The sequence below is a fragment of the Acinetobacter sp. Tr-809 genome (assembly GCF_011753255.1).
GTDB lineage: Bacteria > Pseudomonadota > Gammaproteobacteria > Pseudomonadales > Moraxellaceae > Acinetobacter.
Genome location: NZ_VWVZ01000007.1, coordinates 46,783 through 72,048 on the forward strand (window position 1 = coordinate 46,783; position 25,266 = coordinate 72,048).

At 40.5% G+C, this 25,266-nt stretch carries 21 protein-coding genes; 8 read left to right on the forward strand and 13 right to left on the reverse strand.

What is annotated here, in order from left to right:
• Nucleotides 1-11: 11 nt before the first annotated feature.
• Together F3J02_RS15355 and F3J02_RS15360 are read right to left on the reverse strand one after the other, a co-directional pair.
• Nucleotides 12-1,544, reverse strand: a complete 1,533-nt coding sequence (locus tag F3J02_RS15355; RefSeq protein WP_167250657.1) for a pyridoxal phosphate-dependent decarboxylase family protein — start codon at nucleotides 1,542-1,544, stop codon at nucleotides 12-14.
• A 3-nt stretch (nucleotides 1,545-1,547) separates the two neighbouring features.
• Nucleotides 1,548-2,918 (reverse strand): diaminobutyrate--2-oxoglutarate transaminase, encoded by a 1,371-nt coding sequence (locus F3J02_RS15360; RefSeq protein WP_004652118.1) that lies wholly within the window; start codon nucleotides 2,916-2,918, stop codon nucleotides 1,548-1,550.
• A gap of 464 nt (nucleotides 2,919-3,382) precedes the next feature.
• Here F3J02_RS15360 and F3J02_RS15365 point away from each other — a divergent pair, with 464 nt between their 5' ends.
• The 3 genes from F3J02_RS15365 (at nucleotide 3,383) to F3J02_RS15375 (ending at nucleotide 8,893) form a co-directional block, all read left to right on the forward strand.
• Nucleotides 3,383-4,084, forward strand: a complete 702-nt coding sequence (locus F3J02_RS15365) for an SIMPL domain-containing protein (RefSeq protein WP_167250659.1) — start codon at nucleotides 3,383-3,385, stop codon at nucleotides 4,082-4,084.
• 186 nt (nucleotides 4,085-4,270) lie between these two features.
• Complete coding sequence (locus tag F3J02_RS15370; protein WP_167250661.1) at nucleotides 4,271-6,487, forward strand: TonB-dependent receptor family protein; 2,217 nt, start codon at nucleotides 4,271-4,273, stop codon at nucleotides 6,485-6,487.
• A gap of 249 nt (nucleotides 6,488-6,736) precedes the next feature.
• Nucleotides 6,737-8,893 (forward strand): TonB-dependent receptor family protein, encoded by a 2,157-nt coding sequence (locus F3J02_RS15375; RefSeq protein ID WP_167250663.1) that lies wholly within the window; start codon nucleotides 6,737-6,739, stop codon nucleotides 8,891-8,893.
• Between the two features lie 31 nt (nucleotides 8,894-8,924).
• Here F3J02_RS15375 and F3J02_RS15380 read toward each other — a convergent pair whose 3' ends face one another.
• A complete protein-coding gene (locus F3J02_RS15380; protein ID WP_167250665.1) occupies nucleotides 8,925-9,386 on the reverse strand; it encodes a GFA family protein in 462 nt (153 codons plus the stop codon).
• 25 nt (nucleotides 9,387-9,411) lie between these two features.
• Nucleotides 9,412-10,041, reverse strand: coding sequence for a TetR/AcrR family transcriptional regulator (locus tag F3J02_RS15385; protein ID WP_167250667.1), 630 nt, complete (start codon nucleotides 10,039-10,041; stop codon nucleotides 9,412-9,414).
• Nucleotides 10,042-10,152: 111 nt separating this feature from the next.
• Here F3J02_RS15385 and F3J02_RS15390 point away from each other — a divergent pair, with 111 nt between their 5' ends.
• The gene (locus F3J02_RS15390) at nucleotides 10,153-10,620 is read left to right on the forward strand and encodes a hotdog fold domain-containing protein (protein ID WP_167250669.1); all 468 of its coding nucleotides are present in this window, start codon (nucleotides 10,153-10,155) and stop codon (nucleotides 10,618-10,620) included.
• Nucleotides 10,621-10,673: 53 nt separating this feature from the next.
• Here the strand turns inward: F3J02_RS15390 and F3J02_RS15395 are convergent, their stop codons facing one another.
• Together F3J02_RS15395 and F3J02_RS15400 are read right to left on the reverse strand one after the other, a co-directional pair.
• Nucleotides 10,674-11,768, reverse strand: a complete 1,095-nt coding sequence (locus tag F3J02_RS15395) for a fatty acid desaturase family protein (RefSeq protein WP_167250671.1) — start codon at nucleotides 11,766-11,768, stop codon at nucleotides 10,674-10,676.
• 14 nt (nucleotides 11,769-11,782) lie between these two features.
• The gene (locus F3J02_RS15400) at nucleotides 11,783-12,850 is read right to left on the reverse strand and encodes a ferredoxin reductase (protein ID WP_167250673.1); all 1,068 of its coding nucleotides are present in this window, start codon (nucleotides 12,848-12,850) and stop codon (nucleotides 11,783-11,785) included.
• Between the two features lie 140 nt (nucleotides 12,851-12,990).
• Here F3J02_RS15400 and fabR point away from each other — a divergent pair, with 140 nt between their 5' ends.
• From fabR to dps, 3 genes are all read left to right on the forward strand, one after another.
• Entirely contained in the window at nucleotides 12,991-13,686 is a 696-nt protein-coding gene (gene fabR / locus F3J02_RS15405; RefSeq protein WP_167250675.1) for an HTH-type transcriptional repressor FabR, read from the forward strand.
• Nucleotides 13,687-13,771: 85 nt separating this feature from the next.
• Complete coding sequence (locus F3J02_RS15410) at nucleotides 13,772-14,788, forward strand: AI-2E family transporter (RefSeq protein WP_167250677.1); 1,017 nt, start codon at nucleotides 13,772-13,774, stop codon at nucleotides 14,786-14,788.
• 215 nt (nucleotides 14,789-15,003) lie between these two features.
• A complete protein-coding gene (gene dps / locus F3J02_RS15415; RefSeq protein WP_167250679.1) occupies nucleotides 15,004-15,498 on the forward strand; it encodes a DNA starvation/stationary phase protection protein Dps in 495 nt (164 codons plus the stop codon).
• Nucleotides 15,499-15,554: 56 nt separating this feature from the next.
• Here the strand turns inward: dps and rapA are convergent, their stop codons facing one another.
• The 6 genes from rapA to F3J02_RS15445 form a co-directional block, all read right to left on the reverse strand.
• A complete protein-coding gene (gene rapA / locus F3J02_RS15420; RefSeq protein WP_167250681.1) occupies nucleotides 15,555-18,392 on the reverse strand; it encodes an RNA polymerase-associated protein RapA in 2,838 nt (945 codons plus the stop codon).
• Nucleotides 18,393-18,536: 144 nt separating this feature from the next.
• Complete coding sequence (locus F3J02_RS15425) at nucleotides 18,537-19,181, reverse strand: RluA family pseudouridine synthase (RefSeq protein ID WP_171526150.1); 645 nt, start codon at nucleotides 19,179-19,181, stop codon at nucleotides 18,537-18,539.
• Between the two features lie 142 nt (nucleotides 19,182-19,323).
• Nucleotides 19,324-19,740 carry a GlcG/HbpS family heme-binding protein gene (locus F3J02_RS15430; protein ID WP_167250685.1) on the reverse strand — a complete coding sequence of 139 codons (417 nt, stop codon included), beginning with the start codon at nucleotides 19,738-19,740 and terminating at the stop codon, nucleotides 19,324-19,326.
• Between the two features lie 329 nt (nucleotides 19,741-20,069).
• Nucleotides 20,070-21,368, reverse strand: coding sequence for a glutamate-1-semialdehyde 2,1-aminomutase (gene hemL / locus F3J02_RS15435; RefSeq protein ID WP_167250687.1), 1,299 nt, complete (start codon nucleotides 21,366-21,368; stop codon nucleotides 20,070-20,072).
• An 82-nt stretch (nucleotides 21,369-21,450) separates the two neighbouring features.
• Nucleotides 21,451-22,062 (reverse strand): thiamine phosphate synthase, encoded by a 612-nt coding sequence (gene thiE / locus F3J02_RS15440; RefSeq protein ID WP_167250875.1) that lies wholly within the window; start codon nucleotides 22,060-22,062, stop codon nucleotides 21,451-21,453.
• Between the two features lie 178 nt (nucleotides 22,063-22,240).
• Nucleotides 22,241-22,612, reverse strand: a complete 372-nt coding sequence (locus F3J02_RS15445; RefSeq protein ID WP_004801345.1) for a DUF962 domain-containing protein — start codon at nucleotides 22,610-22,612, stop codon at nucleotides 22,241-22,243.
• Between the two features lie 177 nt (nucleotides 22,613-22,789).
• On the opposite strand from F3J02_RS15445, the gene F3J02_RS15450 reads away from it, so the two are divergent.
• On the forward strand, nucleotides 22,790-24,247 hold the full coding sequence (locus F3J02_RS15450) for a CYTH and CHAD domain-containing protein (protein WP_167250689.1): 1,458 nt from the start codon (nucleotides 22,790-22,792) through the stop codon (nucleotides 24,245-24,247).
• 329 nt (nucleotides 24,248-24,576) lie between these two features.
• Here F3J02_RS15450 and F3J02_RS15455 read toward each other — a convergent pair whose 3' ends face one another.
• Nucleotides 24,577-25,209, reverse strand: coding sequence for a hypothetical protein (locus F3J02_RS15455; protein ID WP_167250691.1), 633 nt, complete (start codon nucleotides 25,207-25,209; stop codon nucleotides 24,577-24,579).
• Nucleotides 25,210-25,266: the final 57 nt, after the last annotated feature.

Below are 25,266 nucleotides of genomic sequence, written 5' to 3' on the forward strand. Positions count from 1 at the left end.
CCAGATTGAAATTAATCAATCGCTGGAACATATGTTCCAGCAGCAATTGCATCTTTAATACGATCAGCTTCTGCCAACACAAGTGCAAGCAGATTTTGAACGTTTTCAAGCGTTGCAACTGGGCTTAAAGTGGTCATCTTCAATGATTGAACATTACCCACTTTAGTTACACCAATATTCGCTTCACCACGAGCAAACAATTCATCTGCCACGTTTTGGTTTAAGCTATCGATAAATTCAGCAGGATAAGCTTCTGGTACGACACGGAACAGGACTGAAGCGAATTGTGGTTCAACCAACAATTCAAGACCTGCTGTTACTTTAATATAATCTGCAACTTCACGTGTTAATTTCACACCATGATCAATCATTGAACCATAAAGCTCTTCGCCTAATGCTTCAACCGTCATCCATAATTTCAATGCATCAAAACGACGGGTCGTTTGTAATGATTTAGACACAAGGTTAGGTACACCATGTTCTTCATCATAAGCAGAGTTTAAATATTCTGCTTCATAATGCATAAAGCGATAGTTTGCTTCGTCTTTCAACAAGAAAGCGCCACAGCTAATGCTTTGGAAATAATGTTTATGGAAATCAAGCGTGATTGAGTCTGATAATTCAATTCCATCCAACATTGCGCGATGGTCATTTGAAAGAATCAGTGCGCCACCCCAAGCTGCATCAATATGCATCCATGAACCATACTTCGTGGTAATTTCACGGATTTTCTTGAGTGGATCAATCGCACCAGCATCCGTCGTACCCGCTGTTGCAACAACACACGCGACGATTTTGCCTTCTGACTGAAGATGCGCCATGGTTTTTTCCAGTGCATCAACATCCATCTGTGCATTTTCATTCACAGGAACAGTGACAACAGACTGGAAGCCCATGCCCATCATTGCCATATTCTTTTGCACAGAGAAGTGTGCGTTTTCAGAACAAATGACTTTGACGTTTTTCATTGCTTCTGCTGGGATACCATCACGCTGAACCGACCATGGCTTGCCATTTTCGTCTTTCCAGTTTTTCGAGATACACCAGTCACGTGCCAGCAATACACCCATCAAGTTTGATTGTGTACCACCAGATGTGAACACACCTGCTTGACCTGCACCATAGCCCACTTTTTGGCGAAGCCAATCAATGAGTTGAACTTCCATCAAAGAACCCGCTGGGCTTTGGTCCCATGAGTCCATCGATTGGTTGGTTGCATTGATCAACACTTCCGCAATCTGGCTCATCACCATGGTTGGGCAGTGTAAGTGTGCAAGTGAATGCGGGTGATGTACTTTTAAGCTTTTGTTGAGGAAAAGCTCAACCATACGTTGTAATGATTGCTGTACACCTAGACCTTCTTTTGAAGGTGCAAAAGAGATTGCTTCGCGCAAATCTTTAATGCTACCACCAGTGTACATTTTATCATTTTGCAACCATGCTGAAACGGCATTTACCGCCTCGCCCATTGCTGACTGATAGTCAGCAATAGATTGAGCATCATTGCAGAGTAACGCTTTACGATGTTCTGCAAAATCAACCATGAATTAGCCTCGTACTGCTTTTAATGCTTCAGCAACAGCTTTCTTGAAGCGAGCAACCGCCTCTACGCACTCTTCTTGATTGATAATCAACGGGCAAAGTAAACGAATTACAGTACCGTTACGGCCGCCTTTTTCAAGCAATAATTTATTGTTGAAACAAGCAGTCTGGATTGCAGCAGCCAATTGAGCATCAGCTGGTAATGAACCCATGTGGTCCGCAGGTTTACGCTCATCAACGATCTCAACACCGATCATCAAACCACGACCACGTACGTTACCAATACATGGGAATTCTTGTGCAAGTTTCTTGAACTCTGCTTGTAAGAAATCACCACGCTCTTGCGCATTTTGAGCAAGGTTTTGTTCTTTGATCACTTGAAGTGATGCTAAACCAGTACCCATCGCAAGTTGGTTACCACGGAAAGTACCCGTGTGACCTGCAGGCTGCCAAGCATCAAACTTACGTTTAATACCCAATACTGCAAGTGGTAAACTACCACCTACCGCTTTAGACATCACCACCACATCAGGCTCGATTCCTGCATGTTCAAAGGCAAACATTTTACCTGAACGTGCAAAACCAGCTTGAACTTCGTCCAAGATTAAAACGATGTTGTGCTTTTCAGTCACTTCACGGATTTTTTGCAACCATTTTACTGGCGCAGTAACAACACCACCTTCACCTTGAATCGCTTCAAGGATCACAGCTGCAGGCTTAGTTACACCACTTTCAACATCTTCAATGAAGTTTTCAAAGAAGTAAGTTAAAGCGTCAACACCTGCTTCCCCACCTAAACCAAGTGGGCAACGATATTCATGTGGGTATGGCATAAATTGTACGCCTGGCATTAAGCCATTGACCGCGTTCTTCGCTGACAAGTTTCCTGTCATTGCAAGCGCGCCGTGCGTCATACCATGGTAGCCACCAGAGAAACTAATCACTGTGCTACGACCCGTATAAGTTTTCGCTAATTTAATCGCTGCTTCTGTACCATCTGCACCAGATGGTCCACAGAACTGTAGGCAATATTCTTCTTGACCGCCTGGCAAATAAGCCAAAAGCGCTTCAGTAAACGCATCTTTTAAAGGAGTCGTTAAGTCTAAAGTATGCAATGGCAAACCACTTGCCAATGTGTCTTGAATACTTTGAATCACCGCAGGATGATTATGGCCCAAAGCCAATGTTCCTGCCCCAGCTAAACAATCAAGGTACTCTGTACCTTCAACATCAGTAACCCAACAGCCTTGTGCTTTTGCTATCGCTAACGGTAATTTACGTGGATAACTACGAACATTCGATTCCATCTGACTTTGGCGAGTCAGATAATATTCGTTAGTTGCATTAGCGGCAGGATTTACGGAAGTAACGCTCATATCGAATTACCATCTCTGATATGGGTAAAAGAAATAAGTCTGGTGACTTGCGGTCGTTTGACTCGGTGCTTTTTAGAATCTAGTGCAGACACTTGTTTATATCTTTCAACTAGGAGCGAGATGATACCTAATTTTGAAATAAAATAAACACTTTTTGTGTCTTACATGCATCTAAATTATTGAAAAAATATTTCATTCCAATAACTATGATGGATTATCATCATACTATGTGACAAGCTAAAGAAAGTAAGCTTTTTTTAATCCCACTTGCGTTTTTAGATAAATGGTCAAATTAATAGACTTAATAAACTGATTTTAAATATTTTTTGTTTTATTTTTCTGTTGCAAAACACTGCTAATCTCTTACAAAGTCACCACAAAATATGCAGAAGTTCGCCATCAGTTCTTTTTAATATCGAACTGGTAAAAATAAATTTTCGATACCAAATTCTAAGGACATTTTTATGCGTACTTTAGTACTTGCTACATTAATGATCGGGGCTGCATTGAGCCCAAGCCTTTTTGCTCACGAGACTGAGAACTTGAACTACAACATTGTGAATATCCAAGCGGATGCATCACGTCAGGTTGCCAATGATGAAATGCGTGCCGTGCTTTATGTTGAGAAAAGCAATAAGCAACCTGCAGAACTCTCAAATCAGATCAACCAACTGATGAATCAAGCGCAAGCGATTGCACGTAAATATTCACAGGTCAAAGTTGAAACAGGTGCACAAAGTACCTACCCTGTGTATGACAATGACAGTAATAAACTGAAGGAATGGCGCGCTCGCGCTGAAATCCAACTGGAAAGTAAAGACTTTAAAGCAGCAAGCCAGCTAATCAGTGAATTACAACAGAGTTTCCAAACTCAATCGATTAACTTTACCGTGTCTGATGAACAGCGTAAAAAAGTTGAAAATGAGCTGATGATTGAAGCATCGAAGAACTTTCAACAACGTGCACTAGCAATTACTCAAGCTTGGAGTAAAGCACAATACAATTTAGTTAGCCTAAACCTAAATACCAGCAATTACTTCCCACAACCGATGATGCGCGGTGGCATGGCCAAATTTGCCATGGCAGAAGCAGCCCCTGCTCAGGATATGGCAGCAGGTGAATCAAAAATCACCGTCAGTGCCAATGGTTCAATCCAATTTAAATAATAGCGCTGACAGCAACAAAAAACCGTGCTTAAGCACGGTTTTTTGTACTTTTAAATAGCCAAAAATATCTTTAGCAAAAAAACAATCAACTTAACTTATCCTATAGTTATAAGTGATAATCGTTCTTATTTCATTTCATGCAATAACTGATTAAGATTCGGGAAATTTACAGCACTTGGCATTGTTATGAAATCTGCATCCTGTTCTGCTGCGTCATTAATAAAATTTCAGCCCTCTTACCTGAGTCTAGCCATTGCCATTTCATTGAGTGGCATATCACATACGGCTTTTGCCGATGAAGCACAACCGAATGAAACGCAAACACTTGCAACAATTTCAATTCAGGCACAAGGTAATTGGCTAGAAAATGCCAATGCAGAAAAAGTACAACAGCATGCGGGTGCTAGAACCATTATAGACCGCAAACGATTAGATGAAATCGCAACCACCTCTATTCGTGATGCGTTAAAACAAATTCCAGGCGTACAAGTTCAGGACAGCAACGGTACTGGTGGCAGTGATGTTTCGCTCAATCTTGGGGTACGTGGACTGGCTTCACGTTTATCACCACGTTCTACAGTGTTAATGGATGGCGTACCCCTCTCTTTTGCCCCATATGGTCAACCGCAATTGTCTTTAGCCCCTGTTTCGATGGGTAATATTGAGTCAGTTGATGTGGTTCGCGGTGCGGGTTCCGTTCGTTTTGGGCCACAAAACGTTGGTGGAATCATTAACTTTACCACTCGTGCAATTCCACAATCCTTTTCAGGTTCAGTTGGCTTAACTACTGAGTTCGCAACAGGTACAGATCAACTGAAATACACACCGAATTTGTTTATTGGTGGAACACTCGATAATGGTTTAGGGCTAGCCTTACTTTATTCAGGTAGTAAAGGTGATGGCTATCGTGAAGCGAATAATAAAATTGATATTGATGATGTCATGCTAAAAACTGCCTATCAATGGACTGATCAGGATGCCATTGCAGTCAACCTGCATCATTACGAAGGCCGAGGAGAAATGCCAGAAGGTTTGACTGCCGCACAATTTGCAGACAATCCTTATCAATCCAATCAAAGCCGCAACTATTTCGCAGGCCGTCGTTCCGATATATCAGTGAAATACAGCCATAAAGATGAACAGAATAACTTTGAAGTGTTGGGCTATTACGTCGATTCTTTTCGTACCAGTGACTTAGAGTCCATTGGCAATAAAGGCACCAATATACTCAGTAACTCTCCTCGCGATTATAAATATTTTGGCATTGAACCACGTTATTCACGTGCCTATAGTTGGGCTGGAATGGATAACGAAGTCACTGTCGGCTATCGTTATTTACAGGAAGAAAGTTCCGAGTTTTCAGGCCGCACCGTTCCTTATAGCACCCTGACTGGTACACCAGGTGATCGAATTCCGAATACAACCAGTGATGGTGGCACTAAAGCACATGCGGTCTATATCGACAACCGATTTGGACTCGCAAATTGGGTGATTACGCCTGGCGTACGTTTTGAATCTATTGATACACACAATGATTTCACTGCTTATCAAGATGGTGTTGTTACCAATACAGTTTATCCAAAAATCAAATCCGAAGAATTCCTTCCAAGCTTATCCGTACTCTACAAAGCCAACGAAAACTGGAATATTTTTGCCAATGCGGGTGTTTCGTTTGGCCCACAACAATATAACCAGTTAGTCACTACCCAGATGGTAAATAAAACCACCAATACAGCCTTTACTACCCTTGATGGATTACATCCTGAAAAATCTAAAAACTATGAGATCGGAACCAAATATCTAGGCAATGGTTTAAGTGCTGAATTGACCGTCTTCTATTTAGATTTTGACAAAGAATTAATGCTGGAACGCCCTGATAATATCGGTACAGGTATTTGGACTAATTTAGGTGCCACCAGTCATAAGGGTGTTGAAACTGGAATCAGCTATGATTTTGGTCAGCTCGCTGATGCTTTAGAAGGTTTAAAAGTTTACGGAAACTACACCTTTACCAAAGCAACCTCAGAAGCCGGAAAATTTGAAGGTAAAGACTTATCTTATTATTCACGTCATATAGGTAATTTGGGTATGGCATATCAAGTTGATCATTGGTCAGTTAATGCAGATATGTTCGCGCAGTCTAAACAATATGCACCAGGTTCAGGTAATGTTTATCAAACTGAAGAAACCGCTGATGGTCGCACGGGTAACATCCCTGGTTATGCAACCTTTGCGGTACGAGCAGGTTATGACTTTAGCAATCAGCTCAAAGGCTTAAAAATTGCAGGTGGTGTAAAGAACCTGTTTGATACGCAATATTATACGCGCTCATCGGATGCCACAGGGGGCAAGTACGTGGGACAACCGCGAACCTTCTTTTTACAAACCTCTTATGATTTTTAAATCAAACAAAAAAGCCGAGCTGTTAAGTTCGGCTTTTTACCTTCATATGTAGCGTATACATTAAGACAACCAATAAAATCTTTTGATCTATGTATTCGAATACATTTCACTTCTTAACAAAAAAAATTATATATTTTATGTGAAATTTTAATTAGTTTTTCTAAACAATAACTATAAATGAGAATCATAATCAATTAAAATAATAGTGCAAAATATCTCCTCCACCTCATCCCATTCGGCAATCCACTTATGACATGCTCGATTTCTGCTCCTCTTAATTTCTCCAAATTTAAGCCCTCATCTTTGAGCTGTGCAATCGCAACAATGATCAGTTGCTTTGCCACGACAACATTTGCAGAAGATAACCTAGCGAATACAACCCAAACTCTAGCAACAATTTCAATTCAAGCAGAAGGAAACTGGTTGGAACAAGCCAATGCTAAAAAGGTTTTAAATCATTCTGGTGCCCGTACCGTAGTTGATCAGCAAGCATTAGAAGCACGTGGCATTACTTCCGTAAAAGAAGCCCTACGTACGGTTCCAGGCATTCAAGCTTCTGAGAATTCAGGTACTTCAGGTAGTGATGCCTCTTTAAGTATCGGTGTTCGTGGTCTAGTCTCAAGATTTTCACCCCGTTCGCAGCTGATGATCGATGGTGTCCCTTTAGCTGTTGCACCTTATGGACAACCACAGCTTTCTTTAGCACCTACCACCTTGGGCAATATGGAATCGATTGATGTGGTTCGTGGTGCTGGCTCTGTCCGCTTTGGGCCACAAAACGTCGGTGGGATTATCAATTTTAATACGCGCAGCATACCAGAGCATTTTGCAGCGAACATTGGCATGACCACAGAAATTGCTGAAAATGGCAATTTAAAAGTCAATCCAAACCTCTTTGTTGGAACCACACTAGACAATGGCTTAGGTCTTGCTTTGCTCTATTCTGGGGTAAATGGCGATGGTTATCGAGATCAAAACGATTATTCAAATATCAATGATCTACGTTTAAAGGCCAGTTACGCTTTAGATGATTATTCAAGTATCGAAGCAAACCTACATCGTTACGAAGCCAAGGTCGACATGCCTGGAGGTTTAACGCCTGCACAGTATGCTCAAAATCCATATCAGTCGTTACGTAACCATGACTATATGGAAGGCAACCGTAATGATATCTCACTCAAATATAATTATAAAAAAGACAATAATGCTTTTGAAGTTTTAACTTATCACCTCGATAGTTATCGTGATGCTGGTGTAGAACGTCTTGGTTCTAGCGTCTATCAAACTGCACCGCGTGATTATAAAGTCACGGCAATTGAGCCTCGCTATTCACATGCATTCCCTCTTGGCAATACACTTAATGAAGTGTCTGTCGGCTATCGCTATTTAAAAGAAACCAGCCGTGAATCGGTTGATCGTGCAAGTTATAACAGTGATACAGGTCCACGCGATTTTTATGGTTGGACCAAAGCCGATGGTGATACCGAGGCTCATGCATTCTATGTCGATAACCGTACTGATCTAGGTGCTTGGTCACTCACACCTGGACTCCGATTTGAGCGGATTAAAATCAATGAAAACATGTACAAGCTCAATCGTGATTATTCGGTTTTAAATGGCGTCAATGCCAGCAAGACTTATGATTCCGTACTTCCAAGCTTTGCGGTTATGTATAAGGCCAATGAGCAATGGAACATTTTCGCCAACTATGGCAAATCATTTGCTCCTTTCCAATATAGCCAGATGACTAATACTGATTCTAATGGTGCGTATCTGGCGATGAATGGCTTGAACCCTGAAAAGGCAGATAACTATGAAATCGGAACACATTATTTAGATGATTATTTATCACTTGAATTTACCGTGTTTTATATTGATTTCGCAGATCAACTCAAACGTGATGATGCGACTCAGACTTATACAAATCTTGGTGCAACCAAACATAAGGGTGCAGAGCTGGGTTTGAAATATAACTTGGGGGCCATCAACGATACTTTAGCCAATGTATCTGTATATGCCAATACCACTTATACCAAAGCAACAGCATCGGCAGGTCAAGACTCAGGCAATGACCTAGATTTCTATTCAAACTGGATTGGTAATGCAGGCGTTGATTACAAATATGATCAATGGACCTTCAACACCAATGTGTATGCACAATCTAGCCAAGTTGCTGCTGGTAAGGATGATGCTACTGGACGTTATGGTAATATTCCAGGTTATGGCATTGTTGGCATGCGTGCTGCCTATGACTTTACCAACACCTCATTGTCGGGATTAAAAGTAGGATTGGGGGTAAAAAACCTATTCAATCAAGAATATTACACTCGTTCATCTGACCAGGTCGGCGGGATCTATGCTGGCCCTTCCCGTACTTATTATTTACAGACTTCATTTGACTTCTAAATAAAAAAGCCGAGCTGTTAAGTTCGGCATTTTACGAATTCATTTCAAAATACTTTTTCAATTCAACCATATTCGGCAGCTCATCAAATTCAGTAATTTTTTGATGAGTTTCGGCCCAACTCACTTTAGAGTTCACACAAAAATTTAACTCAAGCTCTGGGCTAAAGTCTTCCTGAATCAATCCCAAAGGAATCCACATCACCTTTGGGTTGATCCCTAGCGCATTCGGTACAGGTGAACCGCATTGTGTACAGAAGCTACTATTAAAGCCTGTATCCTTGACATAGGTTCGAATCAACTGCGCGCCTTGCTGCCATTGAAATAATTCTGTCTGCACAAAGGTTGAAGCATTCGATGTAGCCCCACTCTGCTTACGACATAAGCTGCAATAGCAACGATACATCATTTTAATTTTTTTCAGATTTAATTTAAAAATCACTGCCCCGCACAAACAAGCCCCTGTATATTTTTGATTCTCACTGATGGGTTTCATCTATTATCCTGATCATTTTCGATTATTAATTTTTGCTTAAATGTTGTAATGAATCCCAAGCAGCTTGCGCCAAAGTTTCTCGATATGCTATGGGATTAGTCATTACTTTTTCAGACAACCAAGCGCGGCAATAGCTTTCTGTTGCACCAATAACCAAAGACATCATTAACTCTGCTGGCACTGATTTTAATAAACTAGCACCTGCGTAATTGGAAATATAGCTGACAATCTTTTGATTTCTGAGTTTATTTTTATCGTGTAATTGTTGCCTAAACTCACCCTGCTGCACACTAAAATGGGCAAGTAATAAAAACTGTGCAAATTTAGGCTGATCAGATACCCAGTCGACATAACTATAGATCAACGCATAAAGCAGTTCTTTAAGCGATTTTGCTTGTTGTAAGTACTGATCACGTAGCTGCGCCTGATCGTCCAATGCAGCAAACACCAGTGCTGCTATCACGCCTTCTTTGTTTTTAAAATGATGATAAATCGCCCCCACACTACTGTCAGATTTTTCCCGAATCATTTCAATACTGGTGGTTTCCAAACCATATTCAATAAAGCATGACAAAGCATCCAACAAAATTTGTCGTTTTAATAATGACCTACGTTGTGGATATAAACGCTCTAATAATTGTTGGGCTGCTTGCATAGTTTAATCATATTTACCAATCATCGGAACTATTGTGTATGACTTGACCACAACTTGTAAACAGAATTATATTCTGTAAAAGAATTTAATTCTGTTATAGGAAGTTTAATCATGGCCTCAACTCTAGATTTATGGAACAAAGTATCTGTCTTACCTGCTGGTAAATGGACATTTACCCGTATGCTCTGTTTAAAGGCACCTTATTTCAGTAGTATTTCTCCTTTATTTGAGGAGCTAAAACCCAACTCTTGCAAAATCAGCATTAAGAAAAAACGTACTGTACTCAATCATATTGGCACGGTACATGCGATTGCGATGTGTAATATGGCCGAGCTTGCTGGCGGTACCATGACCGAGGTGACCGTTCCTTCAAGCCATCGCTGGATTCCGAAAGGCATGACAGTTGAATATTTAAAGAAAGCTGAAACTGATCTGATTGCAATTGCCACGCCTGCTGAGCCTAACTACGATTGGGAACAGGCTGGAGAATACTTAGTCAATGTTGATGTGCTTGATCAGCACAATGAAAAAGTTTTCCATGCCACCATTACCATGTGGATTTCCCAAAAAAAGAAATAAAATAAAAAAGCCCTGAAGCAAATTCATTCAGGGCTTTTTTCAAACATTTTCGCTTATTTTTTAAATGGCAGCGCATATTTAAAAATACGCCCGACTACTTCACCAAACTGCTTTACAAAACTGGCATTATTATAGTTTAAACCATACTTTTCACACACGGCCTGCACTTTCGGTGCAACTTGACGATAACGGCGTGCAGGAATATCAGGGAACAAATGATGCTCGATTTGATGACTCAAATGTCCCGTCAAAATATGAAAAGCCTCTGAGCCAGTTAAATTTGATGAACCGCGAATCTGGCGCATATACCAATGTCCACGACTTTCATCTTTTAAAATTGCTTTAGGGAATACTTCCACGTCTTTGGTAAAATGCCCACAGAAAATAATACTGAATGTCCACACATTACGAATCCCGTTTGCAACCAAGTTGCCTGTAAATACAGGAATCGCAGCAGGTCCCGCAATCAAAGGGAAGAATACATAATCCTTAAACATCTGCTTTAAAATTTTCTTTTGTGCAGGCTGCCACTCTTGTTTGAACTCAGCCATGGTTTTACGTTTATATAGCACTTTACCTAATTCAAGATTTTGGATCGCCACTCCCCATTGGAACAACAAACTAAATGGCACGATATAGATCGGCTGAATTAAAGTGAACTTTGACCAACGTTGTTCTGGAAATAAACGGAATACGCCATAACCAACATCATCATCCATGCCTTTTACATTAGTATAGGTATGATGCTTATAGTTATGGGTTTGACGCCAGTTGTCTGAAGTCCCTACCGTATCCCATTCATAGGTTTGACCATTAAATTTAGGATCATTCATCCAGTCGTATTGCCCGTGCATGACATTATGACCTAGCTCCATGTTTTCCATGATTTTGGCAAAGCCTAATAAGCCTGTGCCGAGTAACCATGCTGGTGGGAACCAACCTAAAAATAAACAAGCACGCCCAGCCATACTACTATAACGAATCGTGGAATAGACACGGCGGATATATTTAGCGTCTTTCTCGCCTAAATCATCCAATACGTCTTGTTTGATTTGATCGAGCTCACGAGCAAAAGCATCTAATTCTGCAGCAGTTAAATCACGATTTTTGGGATTTTTAAAAAATTCCATCTTAACAGGCATGTTCATAATCAATTACTCTCTTATAGATCAATCACAAGATCAGACTGGGCTGAATTGACACAAATTTTTAACAGCTGCGTTGGCTCATTATTGGCAGCACCATTCAATAAATTTTTGGTCGCACCCTGCGCCTTGTTACAGGCACATTTATTACAAATACCCATACGACAACCATGATTTGGTTTAATGCCTTGATGCTCAAGACTAGCCAGAATCGATTGTCCTTTTGGAATCGCAACAGTTTTATTTGATTTGGTTAAGATGACATTGATAAAGCCGGTATCTGTGGCATCGGTACCAAACGGGCTTAAGCTAAAAGCTTCTGTTTGCAGTGCAGCAGCATCTTTAAACAGGCTTTCTGCTGATGCAGCAAAACCAGATGGCCCACAGGCATAAACAGTGGTTTGATCTAAAGCAAGCAATTGATCAACGTGATTTTGATTTAAACGCTGATCCTGTTCTTGGGTATAAAAAATTTGATAACTAAAATGAGCGAAATTTTCAGAGACTTCTTTGAGATATTCAGCATAAGCAGCATCGGCTTGGGTTTTAACCCAATACATCAATTGGACTGATGTTGTATTCAATTGTTTAGACTGGCATAAGCCTTCAATCAAACTCAACATCGGTGTGATACCACTACCAGCAGCCAGCAATAACAAATGCGGTGTCGCAACAGACTGCTGCATCTCACCGTATGGTTGCCCCAAACGTAAGATATCTCCTGTTTGGCTGCTCTCAACCAACCAAGAACTCACTAAGCCTTGATCAACTTTTTTAACGGTTAAACAAAGATGATCTGCATCCACCTGCATCAAACTATAAGTACGCTCATAGTGACGACCTGCAATATCAACAGTAACAGGATGGTGCTGCCCTGCAACGCCACGTACCACATGTCGATTGCATTGCAAAATTAGGCTGACCGTATCTTTTGCCACGATTTGTTTTTTTACGATTTTGGCAAGAGACTGATTTATAGACCATAAAGGATTGATTTTCTGTAACCAAAAATTGGCATCATGGCTGTTCATCACACTGTGAGCCAACGAATTAAATAGAGAGTTTCTCTTTTCAATTGCATGCATGAGCAGTTTTACTCTGGTGGTTTTCTAATTATTATACATATGTATATATATTTGTATATACACTCGTATAAGAATTTACATTTCACAAGTCCACAGACAATCGCTATAATCCCGAGTAGCTTACTTATATATTGAAAACAATGGTTCATTCTTCTTTTTTACCGCTCGGCCATGACAACGTAAACGAACAAGATGTCATTCCTATGAAATCTCCTGTGCGTTCAGTAGGTAGAAAAGCAACCATTACCAAAGAAGAGTTGTTTCAAGCCACGCTTAACCTGATTGGCCCGCAAAAAAGCATCGCTTCGCTCAGCTTACGTGAAATTGCACGAGAAGCAGGCATTGCGCCTAATAGCTTTTATCGTCATTTTAAAGATATTGATGAACTGGCAATTGCCCTGATTGATCAGTCTGGTTTGGTACTTCGTCGTATTATCCGTGAAGCACGCTTACAGGCTTCAAAGCAGCAAAGTATTATCCGCAGTTCGGTTGAAGTATTTATTCAACAGTTGAATACCGATGAAGGCAACCTGAGTTTGTTATTACGCGAAGGTTATACAGGCTCAACCTCGTATAAAGCAGCGGTTGACCGTCAACTTAGCTTCTTCCAGCAAGAGCTTCAAGAAGACCTGATTCGTTTAGAACGTTTGAATAACAGTAAGCTTAGTCATGCTGATCTTGCGGCTAAAGCCATCACTCAATTGGTGTTCAACATGGGCGCAAAAGTGCTCGATTTGCCTGCTGAGCAGCGTACTGAAGTGGCAGAACAAACCATGGTGATGATTCGCATGATTTTAGAAGGTGCGCGTCATATTAATGAAACGGAAATTGATTAATTGTTTGCACAGCAATAGGATAGATGTCATCAAAATCATATTTTTGTCCTTTAACATAACAACAACCTAAACTAGGCCATAGATCATGAATCTACTCAATGACCGTCAAAGCATCATCGCCAGTTTCATTCTGATGGCTTTGTTTTTAATGATGGTCATTCCCCTGCATCTGCTTCCAAGTTTTTTTGCAGGCTTCTTGGTTTTTGAAATTATTAATAGTTTAAGTTCGATTGTTGAAAAACATATTGATGGACAACGTGCGCGTATCTTTATCAGTATTATTTTGGGTGTGTTCACAATCGTATTACTGGGCTTCTTTATTACCAGTCTAATCAGCTTTGTGATTTATGATTTAAAAGGGACTGGACTAAATTCCTTTAACTTTAAAATTGATCAAACCTTGATTAAGTTCCAAGCTGAGATGAGTCAATATTTGCCAGGGTATCTGCCACATAGTGTGGCCGACATCAAAAATCAGATCTTGTCTTTCATCAAAAATAATATATCCATCGTGAAAAACACAGGCACTGATATCCTGCATAATCTAGCCACCATGTTAATCGGTCTGATTGTCGGAATTTTGGTTGCGATTCAAAACTTTAAGCAACATGCACCTCAGCCTGCATTTAAAGCAGCAATCTTGCATCGTATTCAAAAACTTTCTGTTTCTTTTAAAAATGTGGTATTTGCCCAAGTGAAGATCTCTTTGATCAATACAGGCTTATTCATTATTTTTGTTTTTATTGTCTTACCTATATTTAATATCCACTTACCTTTTGCCAAAACACTGACCATTCTGACTTTTATTTTTGGTCTACTGCCGATTATTGGCAATCTGATTTCCAATACTTTAATCATTATGGCTGGATTGACCATTTCCCTCTCAGTCGCAGCGATTTCTCTGGCTTACTTGGTCATTATTCATAAACTTGAATATTTCGTGAATGCCAAAATTATTGGTACCAAAATCAATGCCAGTGCTTGGGAAGTGTTATTGGCGATGCTCATTTTCGAGTCGATTTTTGGTCTCAGCGGTCTAATTGTTGCACCTATTTTCTATGCTTATATCAAATTAGAATGTAAGGATGCAGGATTGATTTAGCTTGTTTTTACAATCAGAGAAATACTCTAACAAATGAAATCATCATTTAATCTGAATTCAAACGGGCGTTATCAAAAATAAAATTGATGATAAGTAAACTTACAAAAGCCTAGAAAACGAAAACACTCACGCCTTGCTTCAAGCGATAAGCTAATCAGCAAATGAATGGTTTTTGTTCATTATGTTTTATCACATTATAATTGAATGAGGTAACTATGAATTCTTCAGCAGCTAAATCTTTAAAAGTTTATACCCGTAATAATTTAGATGACTCAATCAAAGAGGCCACGGTAAAAATATTAAATCAGATCCTTGCCAACTTGATTGATCTTTCATTACTGACCAAACAAGCACATTGGAACATGCGGGGTAGCAACTTTATTGCGGTGCATGAAATGTTAGATATGTTCCGTACTTCATTGATCACCCATTTAGACAATGTTGCAGAACGTGCGGTACAGATCGGTGGAACAGCATTGGGTACGACACAAACTGTTGCAGAAACGTCTCATCTGAAACCCTATCCTGTCGCCATCCATGCGGTACAAGATCATTTAAAAGAACTGGCAGATCGCTATGGTGTGGTCGCCAATCACCTACGTGATACCATTGATGAAATTCAAGATCCGATTTCAGAAGATATTATTCACGCAGCACTTGAAGATCTGGATCAATATTTATGGTTCTTGGAAGCCAATATTGATCACTAAAAATCTAACCATAAAAAAGAGGACTGTTACAGTCCTCTTTTTTATGTCAGTCCCAATTATGGCTTAACCACAACCAAGACCTGAATCGCTTCTGGTGTCACAGATAGACCATCCAATAGACCTAAGCCTTCTTTCTGGAACTTCTGTAACCGCTCAATTTCGTCTTCACGAATACTTGGATTAAATTGCTTGAGATAGCTTAAACGGTCAATTTCATATTGCCATTTACCGCTGTAATGCTCTTTAGCTTGTTGCATCAATTCTGGTAATGATTCTTTGGCAATATCTAAAGCTTGTGCATAACGTGTTTCGATCACATCACGACGTGCTTTGACTACTTGTCGGCAACTATTGCCATCTAAATGGTGTAAGTATGGACGTAAAATGCTTGGGTCAATCTTCGCTGACAAATCCTGACCATTTTCACTGAGCAAAACACGAATCAATTGCTTCGGCAAGCTTGATGGCAAGTTCAACGCTTTAGGCGCAACGACATCAACCTTAAACCATACTTCCAACAACACCGAACCTTGTTTCAATGCATTTGATTTTAGTAAGGCAACATTGGTACTACCAAATGATTGTGTACGGATCATCTCCATCACACTCTCAATAAACGGATGTTCCAAGGTCAGATATTGCGCATCTTCACGGATTTGTGCCTGATCACGATAGAAAGTCGCAGTCATTCCTTCTTCGTCCAAGCTAATCCCTTGAACTTGCATTTGATCCGTCGGCTTGATGATTACCGTACCATTGCTTTGCTCATCAAAATCAATATTGGTTGATGACATGAAACGCTTCACAAACATCGGCAAAGTGGTGTTGTCATCATAATCTTCAAGCGCTTGTACAATGCCTTGTGCAACCACTGGACGGCAAGAGTTGTACTCAAGCAAACGGTCACGACCTGCCTGTAATTCAGCTTCCAAGGCTTGACGCTGTACATTGACTTCTTCAAGCAAATCTTCAAAAGTCTGGCCTTGGTCTGCCAATAAGCAATCTTTTAATTCAACAATAAAATTCTCTTGCAGCGTTTGCGCTGTTGGAGAAATGCTGCTGAAAATATTGAGTGCTTCGTTGTACCAACGGAACATACGTTCTTGTGCTGTACCCATCAAATATGGCACATGGATCTGAATACGGTTTTCTTGACCGATACGATCCAAACGACCAATACGCTGTTCAAGTACGTCAGGGTTTGCGGGTAAATCAAATAAAACTAAATCACTGGCAAACTGGAAGTTACGCCCTTCCGAACCAATTTCCGAACAAAGTAAAATCTGAGCACCATAACTGTCTTCTGCAAAATATGCCGCAGCTTGGTCACGCTCTAATAAACTCATACCCTCATGGAACATAGCGGTACGAATACCCGCATGTAAACGTAATACGTTTTCCAATGCTTCAACCACTGGTCCACTACGCGCGATCAACAACACTTTTTTGTGTTTTAAATCTTTGCGGAGAACTTCCATCAACCAAGGCACACGCGGATCATTTTCCATCCATGCGCCATCCAGTTGACCTTCTTCTGGCCACATTTGCTCACGCATTTTGCCATCAAATGACCAATCTTCTGGTGCTGGCAATGGTGCTGGCTGACAATCACGACCTGGGAAGCCCTGAATCGCTTCACGGGTATTACGGAACAGAATACGACCTGTACCATGACGATCTAATAATTCGTGGATCGCACGCATGCGCTGTTCAGGCTGATCATCAATACGATGACCCAATAAGCCGTCCAGTGCAGCAAGATGCTCTTCTGTTAATGCTTGATCTGACATCAACACTTCTGCAATTTTTGCGGTATGTTGATATTGTTCTTCTTCATCAAGGAAACGATCTAAGCTGCTGAAACGCTGTGGATCGAGTAAACGAAGACGAGCAAAATGACTTTCAACACCTAACTGTTCTGGTGTAGCTGTGAGCAGTAACACACCTGCTGTTTGTTCAGCGAGTTCTTCAACAAGATCATAACGATCATTACCGCCTTCTTCTTCACTCCACATTAAGTGATGTGCTTCATCGACAACCAATAGATCAAAACCTGCTTCCATCGCTTGCTCACGCAAGTCATCATGGTCAACCATCAAGTCAACACTGGCGATAATGCATTGCTCAGTCAGGAAGGGATTCAGGTCAGGATCATGTTCTTTGATCGAAGCGGTACGGGTTAAGTCGAATAGCGAGAATTGCAAATTGAAACGGCGACGCATTTCAATCATCCACTGATATTGCAATGAATCAGGGACTAGAATCAGGATACGTTCAGAACGCCCAGTTTTTAGTTGTTGGTGAATGATCAAACCTGCTTCAATGGTTTTACCTAAGCCCACTTCATCGGCCAATAAAACACGCGGAGCAAAACGCTTACCCACTTCATGTGCAATATAAAGCTGATGCGGAATCAAGCCTACACGTGCGCCAAGAAAACCACGTAAAGGACTGGTATGCATTTGCGCTTGCAACAACATTGCTTCAATACGCAGGTCATACCACTCTTTATAATCAACTTGGCTGGCTAACAGACGCTCTAAAGGTTTTGACAGCTGAATCTGCGCGCCAATGCGAGTTTCGTTTAGCGACTTACGTTCTTGTTCGCCATTTTCAAGACTACGAACCACATCGTAACGCAGCACACCATGACGATCTTCAATGGATTCAACAGTCCACTTGATGCCTTCTTGGTCTTGTACTTCATCATTAACGTTAAAGATGATGCGAGATAAAGGCGCATTGTTACGTGCATAAACACGAGTTTCATCACTTTTAGGGAATAAAATGCTGATAGAACGTTCATCTACATCAATAAGAACCCCTAAACCGAGTTCAGTTTCAGTATCTGATAACCAACGTTGACCAATAGCAAACTGCTGCAATTTTTCCACCTTTATCTCAAGTTAGCCTACATATTTTATGCCCTGACCCAAATAAAAGTTAAGGCATTTTATGTAGTTTTCAACGATGTATTTTGACACAAAGCGCAATCAAATAGCGTGCATCACATCGTGTTTCATAAAAAAGTTTTTAGACTAAAACGGTACAGCACAATCAAAGCTGAGTTGTGCGCCTGTTTTAGGATGCGCAAAGCTTAATTGCGTTGCATGTAAACACAAACGCGGATAAAGCTGTTGCTGTTCTGAAGTGGCATATAAGGTATCACCTAGAATCGGATGACCTAAATATTGCATATGCACACGAAGCTGATGTGAACGTCCTGTAATCGGAACGAGTTTAACTCGAGTTACAGCTTGTCCCTGAATTTCTAAATGTTCGATCGCTTGCCATTCGGTTAATGCTGGCTTGTGATAAGAAGCATCCACAATATGCAATGGTGGACGGCTTGGATCATAAATCACAGGAATATCGACTGTGCCCTGACCTTCTAAATGTCCAGCAACCAAAGCTTGATAAATTTTTGAGGTTTGACGATCTTGAAACTGGCGCGAAATATTGCTCTGTCCAAATTTGGATAAACCAAACACCAAGATGCCAGAAGTATCGCGATCTAGACGATGAATCAGTAAAGTTTTTGGTTCTAATTCTAATAAACGATTGATTAAACAATCTTGTAAATCAGGTGTTTTCCCCGGCACAGTAAGTAGGCCTGCAGGTTTATGGATGACCATAAAATCTTCATCACGATGAATCAAATGTTCACTTAGAAAATCATTCAAGGTAGCCTTCCAACGACTGGATGAAAACAAGCGGGCAATCATAAAAAGCTTGGCGCTGAATTACAATGCATGACACGTATTTTTACTGATTTTTTTCGTGTTTCTCTCGAATTTTCATCCAGATTCGAATTTTAATGATGATTTAGGTCTGTTGCTCTAGAAATTGTTGAATCGCATGTTGAGCAATTTCTGCATCTTGAAAAGATTGTACACCCGACACACCAACAGCCCCGACAACCTGCCCTTGATAGACAATCGGCTCACCGCCTTCTAACATACCTTTTGCTGCATTGATCGTTAAAAAGCCGATCTTACCATCACGGATCATATCTTCGGATGCCTTAGTGGTTCTTCGGCTGACCGCAGCAGATTGTGCTTTTTCTTGGCAAATCTGTGTCGATAATACCGATGCGCCATCCATACGCTTCATCATTAATAACGTTCCACCGTCATCCACAACTGCAATACTGACATTAAAGCGGTGCGCTGTTGCATATTGCAATGCTGCGTCAACCAGAATTTCCACATCAGCGGACGTTAAATAATGTTTAGTTTTCATGTTTTACTCCATTCCTATGGGTTTCTTATAAAAAGCTTTTAGATATGATACAACTGCCATCTACAGCCTACGCAAGCCCAAAGCACAGCCTAAGACCAACGTAAAATATAGTTTATTATTCAAGCATTATTTTATCTTGCGGTACAGTAAAGATTGTTTATCTTTGCGCTTCGTCGTGGAGGTTTAGCATACAAACTGTTGGGAACTGGGTAAGATTCCGTTACGATCATCTATTATTTTTAAACCCGTTAAGTTCTCTATTCAGCTCAAGCTAAAATTCGTCCATAAAAAAAGCCCGAACAAATCGGGCTTCTGTATAGATCACAGCGTTATTTCATTTCTGCAAAAGTTTCTTTTGCTGCCTGAATCGTCTCTGCAATATCTTGATCTGAATGCATAGATGAAATAAATCCTGCTTCAAATGCAGATGGTGCAAGATACACGCCACGCTTTAACATGCCGTGGAAGAATTTCTTAAATGCTTCAACATCACAAGCCAACATTGAATCAAAGCTGGTAATGTCCTCTTGATCAGTGAAATACAAACCGAACATGCCACCGACTTGCTGGGTCTTAAATGGAATACCCGCTTCGTCTGCTGCAGCCTGTAAACCTGCAAGTAATTTTGCGAGCTGTGCAGCCAGCTTGTCATAAAACTCTGGTTCACGCAGATGCTTGAACATCGCAATACCTGCACGCATTGCCAATGGGTTACCAGACAATGTCCCTGCTTGATAAACACCACCTAAAGGTGCGATGCACTCCATGATTTCACGTTTACCACCAAAAGCACCAACAGGTAAGCCCGCACCAATGATTTTACCCAATGTAGTTAAATCAGGTTTTACCTTATAAACAGATTGCGCACCGCCTAAAGCAACACGGAAACCAGTCATCACTTCATCAATGATAAAGACCGATTTGTATTCATCGCACACATCACGAATCGCTTGCAAGAAACCATCGATTGGTGTCACCAAGTTCATATTGCCTGCAACAGGCTCAATGATGACACCCGCAATCTCATGGCCAAATTTGCTAAAGCATTCTTTCAACGCTTCAATATTGTTATACGGCAACGTTAATGTATGTTTAGCGAAATCAGCAGGTACACCTTTTGAAGTTGGCTCACCTTCGCCTAAAGTTAGTAAACCTGAACCCGCTTTGACCAATAGCGAGTCTGAATGACCGTGGTAGCAGCCTTCAAATTTAACAATCTTGTCACGACCAGTATAACCACGCGCCAAGCGAATCGCGGTCATGGTTGCTTCAGTACCTGAACTGGTCATACGCACCAATTCAATCGAAGGCATGATCTCGCAAATGGTGTCTGCCAAAGTGGTTTCATGTACGGTTGGTGCGCCAAAACTTAGGCCATCTTCCGCAGCAGTTTGTACCGCTTGAATAATATCTGGATGCGCATGACCCAAAATCATTGGGCCCCATGAACCGACATAGTCAACATAGCGTTTGCCATCGACATCCCATAAATACGCACCTTTTGCCTTTTCAATAAAGACAGGCGTACCACCAACACCGTTAAATGCACGTACCGGTGAGTTAACCCCACCTGGAATATGTTTACTTGCTTGTTTAAATAACTGTTCTTGCTTTGGAGATAAACTCATAAAAGACTCAACCTAGAATCAAGGACGAGGAACGCTGTCGTTCCGAGAAACAATGAAAGCTCCGCAAAGCGGATGCATATAATTAGTCAAATAACGTTGCCCATGCATGTACACGAGCAGGAATTTCGGCTGTTGATCGTCCTAATATATCACTAATTACCGCACAAAGGCTTGCTCCAGCCTCAACCACGACTTGAGAATTTTCAACGGTCAAACCACCAATCGCACAAATCGGCACAGCAAATTTTTGTTTCGCTTGCTTAATCACTTCGATGCCGACATTGCCTGCTTCTGGTTTTGTTGAGGTCGCATAAACCGCACCAAAGGCCACATAAGTTGCACCGTCAGCAATCGCCTTTTCCGCCAATTCTAATGAATTTAAGCAAGTACGGCCAATAATCACACCTTGTGGTAAACGTGCGGCAGCATCACTTATTTCACCATCGGACTGTCCAAGATGCACACCTAAACCAAATTGTTCCGCTAATGCCAAATCATCATTAATCACAAATGAGACCTGATGCTTTTCACAAAGTGCTTTGATCTGCTCTACTTCACTTGGCTGATCTGCTTTTGCCACTTTCTTACGACGATATTGCAGAATCTCAACCTTGCCTGTCGCCAGAGCCACATCTAGTTTTTCTAATAATAATTGAATTGGATCATCATTGGTAATAAGATAAAGACCGCGCATGAACGTTTCACTATTCACTATAATTACATTAGCTTCAGGGTATATTTTCTTGTTTGAAAATTAAAGATAGCGAGTGTATTTACATCATTAATCGCTGCAAATCAGAACAAATAAAAAAGCTGCCGAAGCAGCTTTACGACACTTAATGTCGCTTTATAATTTTTAAATAAACATTGATTTACGACTCAATTTTATCAAACTGACGATCAATCAGACTTAAACGACCACGTGCAACATCAGACAACATGCGCCAATCCGAGATAAAGCTATACAGCGGCTGTTTAAAGCTGGCAGGTTTATTATGTTCAAAGAAAAAATGCCCAACCCAAGCACAAGCATAGCCTGATACCAACCCATACAAAGCATATTTTGCCTGACGTTTACGGATGGCTTTACTAAAGAAATATAAACCGATCGAGCTACCTGCCACATGTAAACGACGGCTGGCAATACTGCGATGTTCTGTTAAATAAAAGTGATAAAATTCATCATAGTTTTTAATGGGTAATGAAAATTCCACTGGCTTCGTTATATTCGCTGGTGCATTCATTTTTGGATCATCCTAATCGTGCAAGACTCTCCACACGTTAATGCATTTTCTGTACAAAATAAAGTCATTGCGTGCCATCCTTTTCAAGCTTAAAACAACTTTACAATGATTTTTGAGATCAACAAGTTATACTGAGTTTTGTATTTATCAGTCTCGGTGGTCAGGAGTCATAACATCATGGAAATAGAGCTAAAATTTCAACTCCCTGAATCTAAGAAAAAAAGTGTGTTACAAGTTTTAGGCAAGCAAAAAGCACAAAAAATTCACCTTCAAGCCAAGTATTACGACACTGCCGACCGTTTACTGGCAAAGAATTATGTTGCGATCCGTCTGCGTCAAGAGGGTGAACATTGGGTGCAAACCTTTAAAGCTGCTAGTAAAAACCATTTACAACGCATCGAAGAAGATATTTATTTAGGCAAATGTACCGAAGAACCCGAGCTCGATTTATCCCTCTATAAAAACAATCAAACTGTTCAAAGCGTACTTCGTGATATTTTAGGTGAAGTACCTGCAAATTTATTACTACAGTTTCAAACTGACGTCCAACGTACCTTTCATATATTCGAGTTTGAAGGCTCACAAATTGAAGTTTGCTTGGACGATGGCGAAATCCGTACTCCAACCAGCCAAGCCAAAATCTGTGAAATCGAGTTTGAATTAAAGCAAGGCTCGGCTCAGTCCCTAATTAATTTTGCCAAAACTTGGGTAGATAAATATCAACTCTGGCTCGATGTGCGTAGTAAGGCTGAACGTGGCAATTTATTGGCTATGGGCAAAACGGTATCCCCCGCCAGCAAAGCGAAATCACTAAACCTTGAGAAAAATGTAAGTGCTGAACAAGCAATCAAACTGATTATCGAAAATACACTTAATCATATCTTACCCAATGCAGCTGCAATTGCTGATGGTGTGGCAGAGGCCGATCATATTCATCAAGCTCGTGTCGGTTTACGTCGTTTACGTTCTGCTCTAAAACATTTTTCTAACTGGTCTGCGCAAATTGATCCCACATGGGAAAGTCAGTTAGCAGATATTTTTAGGGCATTGGGGCAATCCCGTGATAATGATGCGATTCAAGATTCCGTTATTCCGTTAGTAAAAGAAGTCTGTGATTTTGATTTTCCATTCCCAGAGAGTACTGACAATAGTGTTTCTCAGTTATTAAGCCACACTAAAACCACTCAGCTATTTTTAGCATTATTCAGCTTCACTTATAGTGAGCATGAGTCTAAATCTAAACTTTCCAAACAGGCAGCTAAAAGCCTAACTAAGCTTTACCAAAAGATTCTAAATGATGCAGCTCAGTTCTCAACTTTAGAAGTTGAGCAACAACATCGTACTCGTAAACGCGTTAAACAATTGCGTTATTGCATCGACTTTATTGCAGGGATTTATCCTGAAAAACACGTTCAACAATTCTTAAATAAGTTACAGCCAATTCAGGAATATTTAGGGTTTTATAATGACCTGTTTGTTGCTGAGCAAATCTTCGAGCAACAAGCTGCTGAGTACCCACAATTTTTATTTGCTTTAGGTTGGGTCAAGGCACAGCAGCCACATGTGGCCAAGAAAGCGGATAAAAAGCTTCAGACCCTATCTGCTCAGGACGCTTTTTGGGATGAGAAGCGATAGCTCTACCAAAACAAATTTCTTTAAATCGCTATCGTGCTTGGCGGCATGGATGCCGCCACAAATAATCTAAATCTTAACAAAAAGCGGATACTCGGAAACGTCATCAGCAACCTGCGTGATATAAGCAAAGTAATGTTTCTGCGATACATTTTAATAAATCCAAGAAATAAACAGGTTTTGCTGATGACAATGGCTTTGCCTACTTTGTCCGAAAACAAAGTAGGAAATCGCCTACGCGAAAACATTCAAACTTTATATAGCACTTGTGGCTGTGCTATTATTTTTTAATGAAAATTAGAGTGTTAAACTATTTATTCCACTTAAATCATTTACCGATACTTCCCAAAAATCTTCCACGTTCCATTATCTGCAATCGGATCACTATAACTATCATTACGCTGCTTCCGCGGCTTATCCCGTGCATCGACCAATTTAAAATGCGGTTCAACACTGAGAATCATACCGTTCATATAAAATCGAGTTCTCGTATATTCACTTTGTCCGTGTTGGAAAACATAAGTTCGTAAATCAATAAACTCACGATGCGCAACTAAGGCCGCAGTATCATCACTGCCTAGCCACTCCTGCATCGCAAAAATCTGATCGGTCTCAAACTGCCCACATTTTTCTAACAAGGCAGCCACACCTCGAAAGGTTTTCGATTCTTTAGCACGTGTTTTATTAATCCGAATCCGATCGACATGAAAGAAAAATAGCGGCAAATTTAAATGACTGGGTAAGTGAATTGCATCCACTATCTCGTCTTCCATAAAAGGCTGACACAGCTGTTGTGCTCTTTCAATCAAGGGTTGCCATTGTCTGTAGTATTCATCCACATCATCTTTCAAACCATAATAGATTGGCAAACCCTCAACATTTTCTAAATATTGAGGTGGATGGATATGTTGGCGCAGTAAGGCTATATCTGTTTTTAAGCTTTGAATCGCGATTGCATCTTGCATAGTGATTTTTCTAATTGCTTAGGCTATTTTAGATTAAGGCAAAGGTTTAGTTTCGAC

Excerpts from the sequence above, each read along its gene's own strand:
- F3J02_RS15355 (WP_167250657.1), bottom strand. The coding sequence starts at position 1,544 with ATGGTTGATTTTGCAGAACATCGTAAAGCGTTACTCTGCAATGATGCT.
- F3J02_RS15360 (WP_004652118.1), bottom strand. The coding sequence starts at position 2,918 with ATGAGCGTTACTTCCGTAAATCCTGCCGCTAATGCAACTAACGAATAT.
- F3J02_RS15365 (WP_167250659.1), top strand. The coding sequence starts at position 3,383 with ATGCGTACTTTAGTACTTGCTACATTAATGATCGGGGCTGCATTGAGC.
- F3J02_RS15370 (WP_167250661.1), top strand. The coding sequence starts at position 4,271 with ATGAAATCTGCATCCTGTTCTGCTGCGTCATTAATAAAATTTCAGCCC.
- F3J02_RS15375 (WP_167250663.1), top strand. The coding sequence starts at position 6,737 with ATGACATGCTCGATTTCTGCTCCTCTTAATTTCTCCAAATTTAAGCCC.
- F3J02_RS15380 (WP_167250665.1), bottom strand. The coding sequence starts at position 9,386 with ATGAAACCCATCAGTGAGAATCAAAAATATACAGGGGCTTGTTTGTGC.
- F3J02_RS15385 (WP_167250667.1), bottom strand. The coding sequence starts at position 10,041 with ATGCAAGCAGCCCAACAATTATTAGAGCGTTTATATCCACAACGTAGG.
- F3J02_RS15390 (WP_167250669.1), top strand. The coding sequence starts at position 10,153 with ATGGCCTCAACTCTAGATTTATGGAACAAAGTATCTGTCTTACCTGCT.
- F3J02_RS15395 (WP_167250671.1), bottom strand. The coding sequence starts at position 11,768 with ATGAACATGCCTGTTAAGATGGAATTTTTTAAAAATCCCAAAAATCGT.
- F3J02_RS15400 (WP_167250673.1), bottom strand. The coding sequence starts at position 12,850 with ATGCATGCAATTGAAAAGAGAAACTCTCTATTTAATTCGTTGGCTCAC.
- fabR (WP_167250675.1), top strand. The coding sequence starts at position 12,991 with ATGGTTCATTCTTCTTTTTTACCGCTCGGCCATGACAACGTAAACGAA.
- F3J02_RS15410 (WP_167250677.1), top strand. The coding sequence starts at position 13,772 with ATGAATCTACTCAATGACCGTCAAAGCATCATCGCCAGTTTCATTCTG.
- dps (WP_167250679.1), top strand. The coding sequence starts at position 15,004 with ATGAATTCTTCAGCAGCTAAATCTTTAAAAGTTTATACCCGTAATAAT.
- F3J02_RS15430 (WP_167250685.1), bottom strand. The coding sequence starts at position 19,740 with ATGAAAACTAAACATTATTTAACGTCCGCTGATGTGGAAATTCTGGTT.
- hemL (WP_167250687.1), bottom strand. The coding sequence starts at position 21,368 with ATGAGTTTATCTCCAAAGCAAGAACAGTTATTTAAACAAGCAAGTAAA.
- thiE (WP_167250875.1), bottom strand. The coding sequence starts at position 22,062 with ATGCGCGGTCTTTATCTTATTACCAATGATGATCCAATTCAATTATTA.
- F3J02_RS15445 (WP_004801345.1), bottom strand. The coding sequence starts at position 22,612 with ATGAATGCACCAGCGAATATAACGAAGCCAGTGGAATTTTCATTACCC.
- F3J02_RS15450 (WP_167250689.1), top strand. The coding sequence starts at position 22,790 with ATGGAAATAGAGCTAAAATTTCAACTCCCTGAATCTAAGAAAAAAAGT.
- F3J02_RS15455 (WP_167250691.1), bottom strand. The coding sequence starts at position 25,209 with ATGCAAGATGCAATCGCGATTCAAAGCTTAAAAACAGATATAGCCTTA.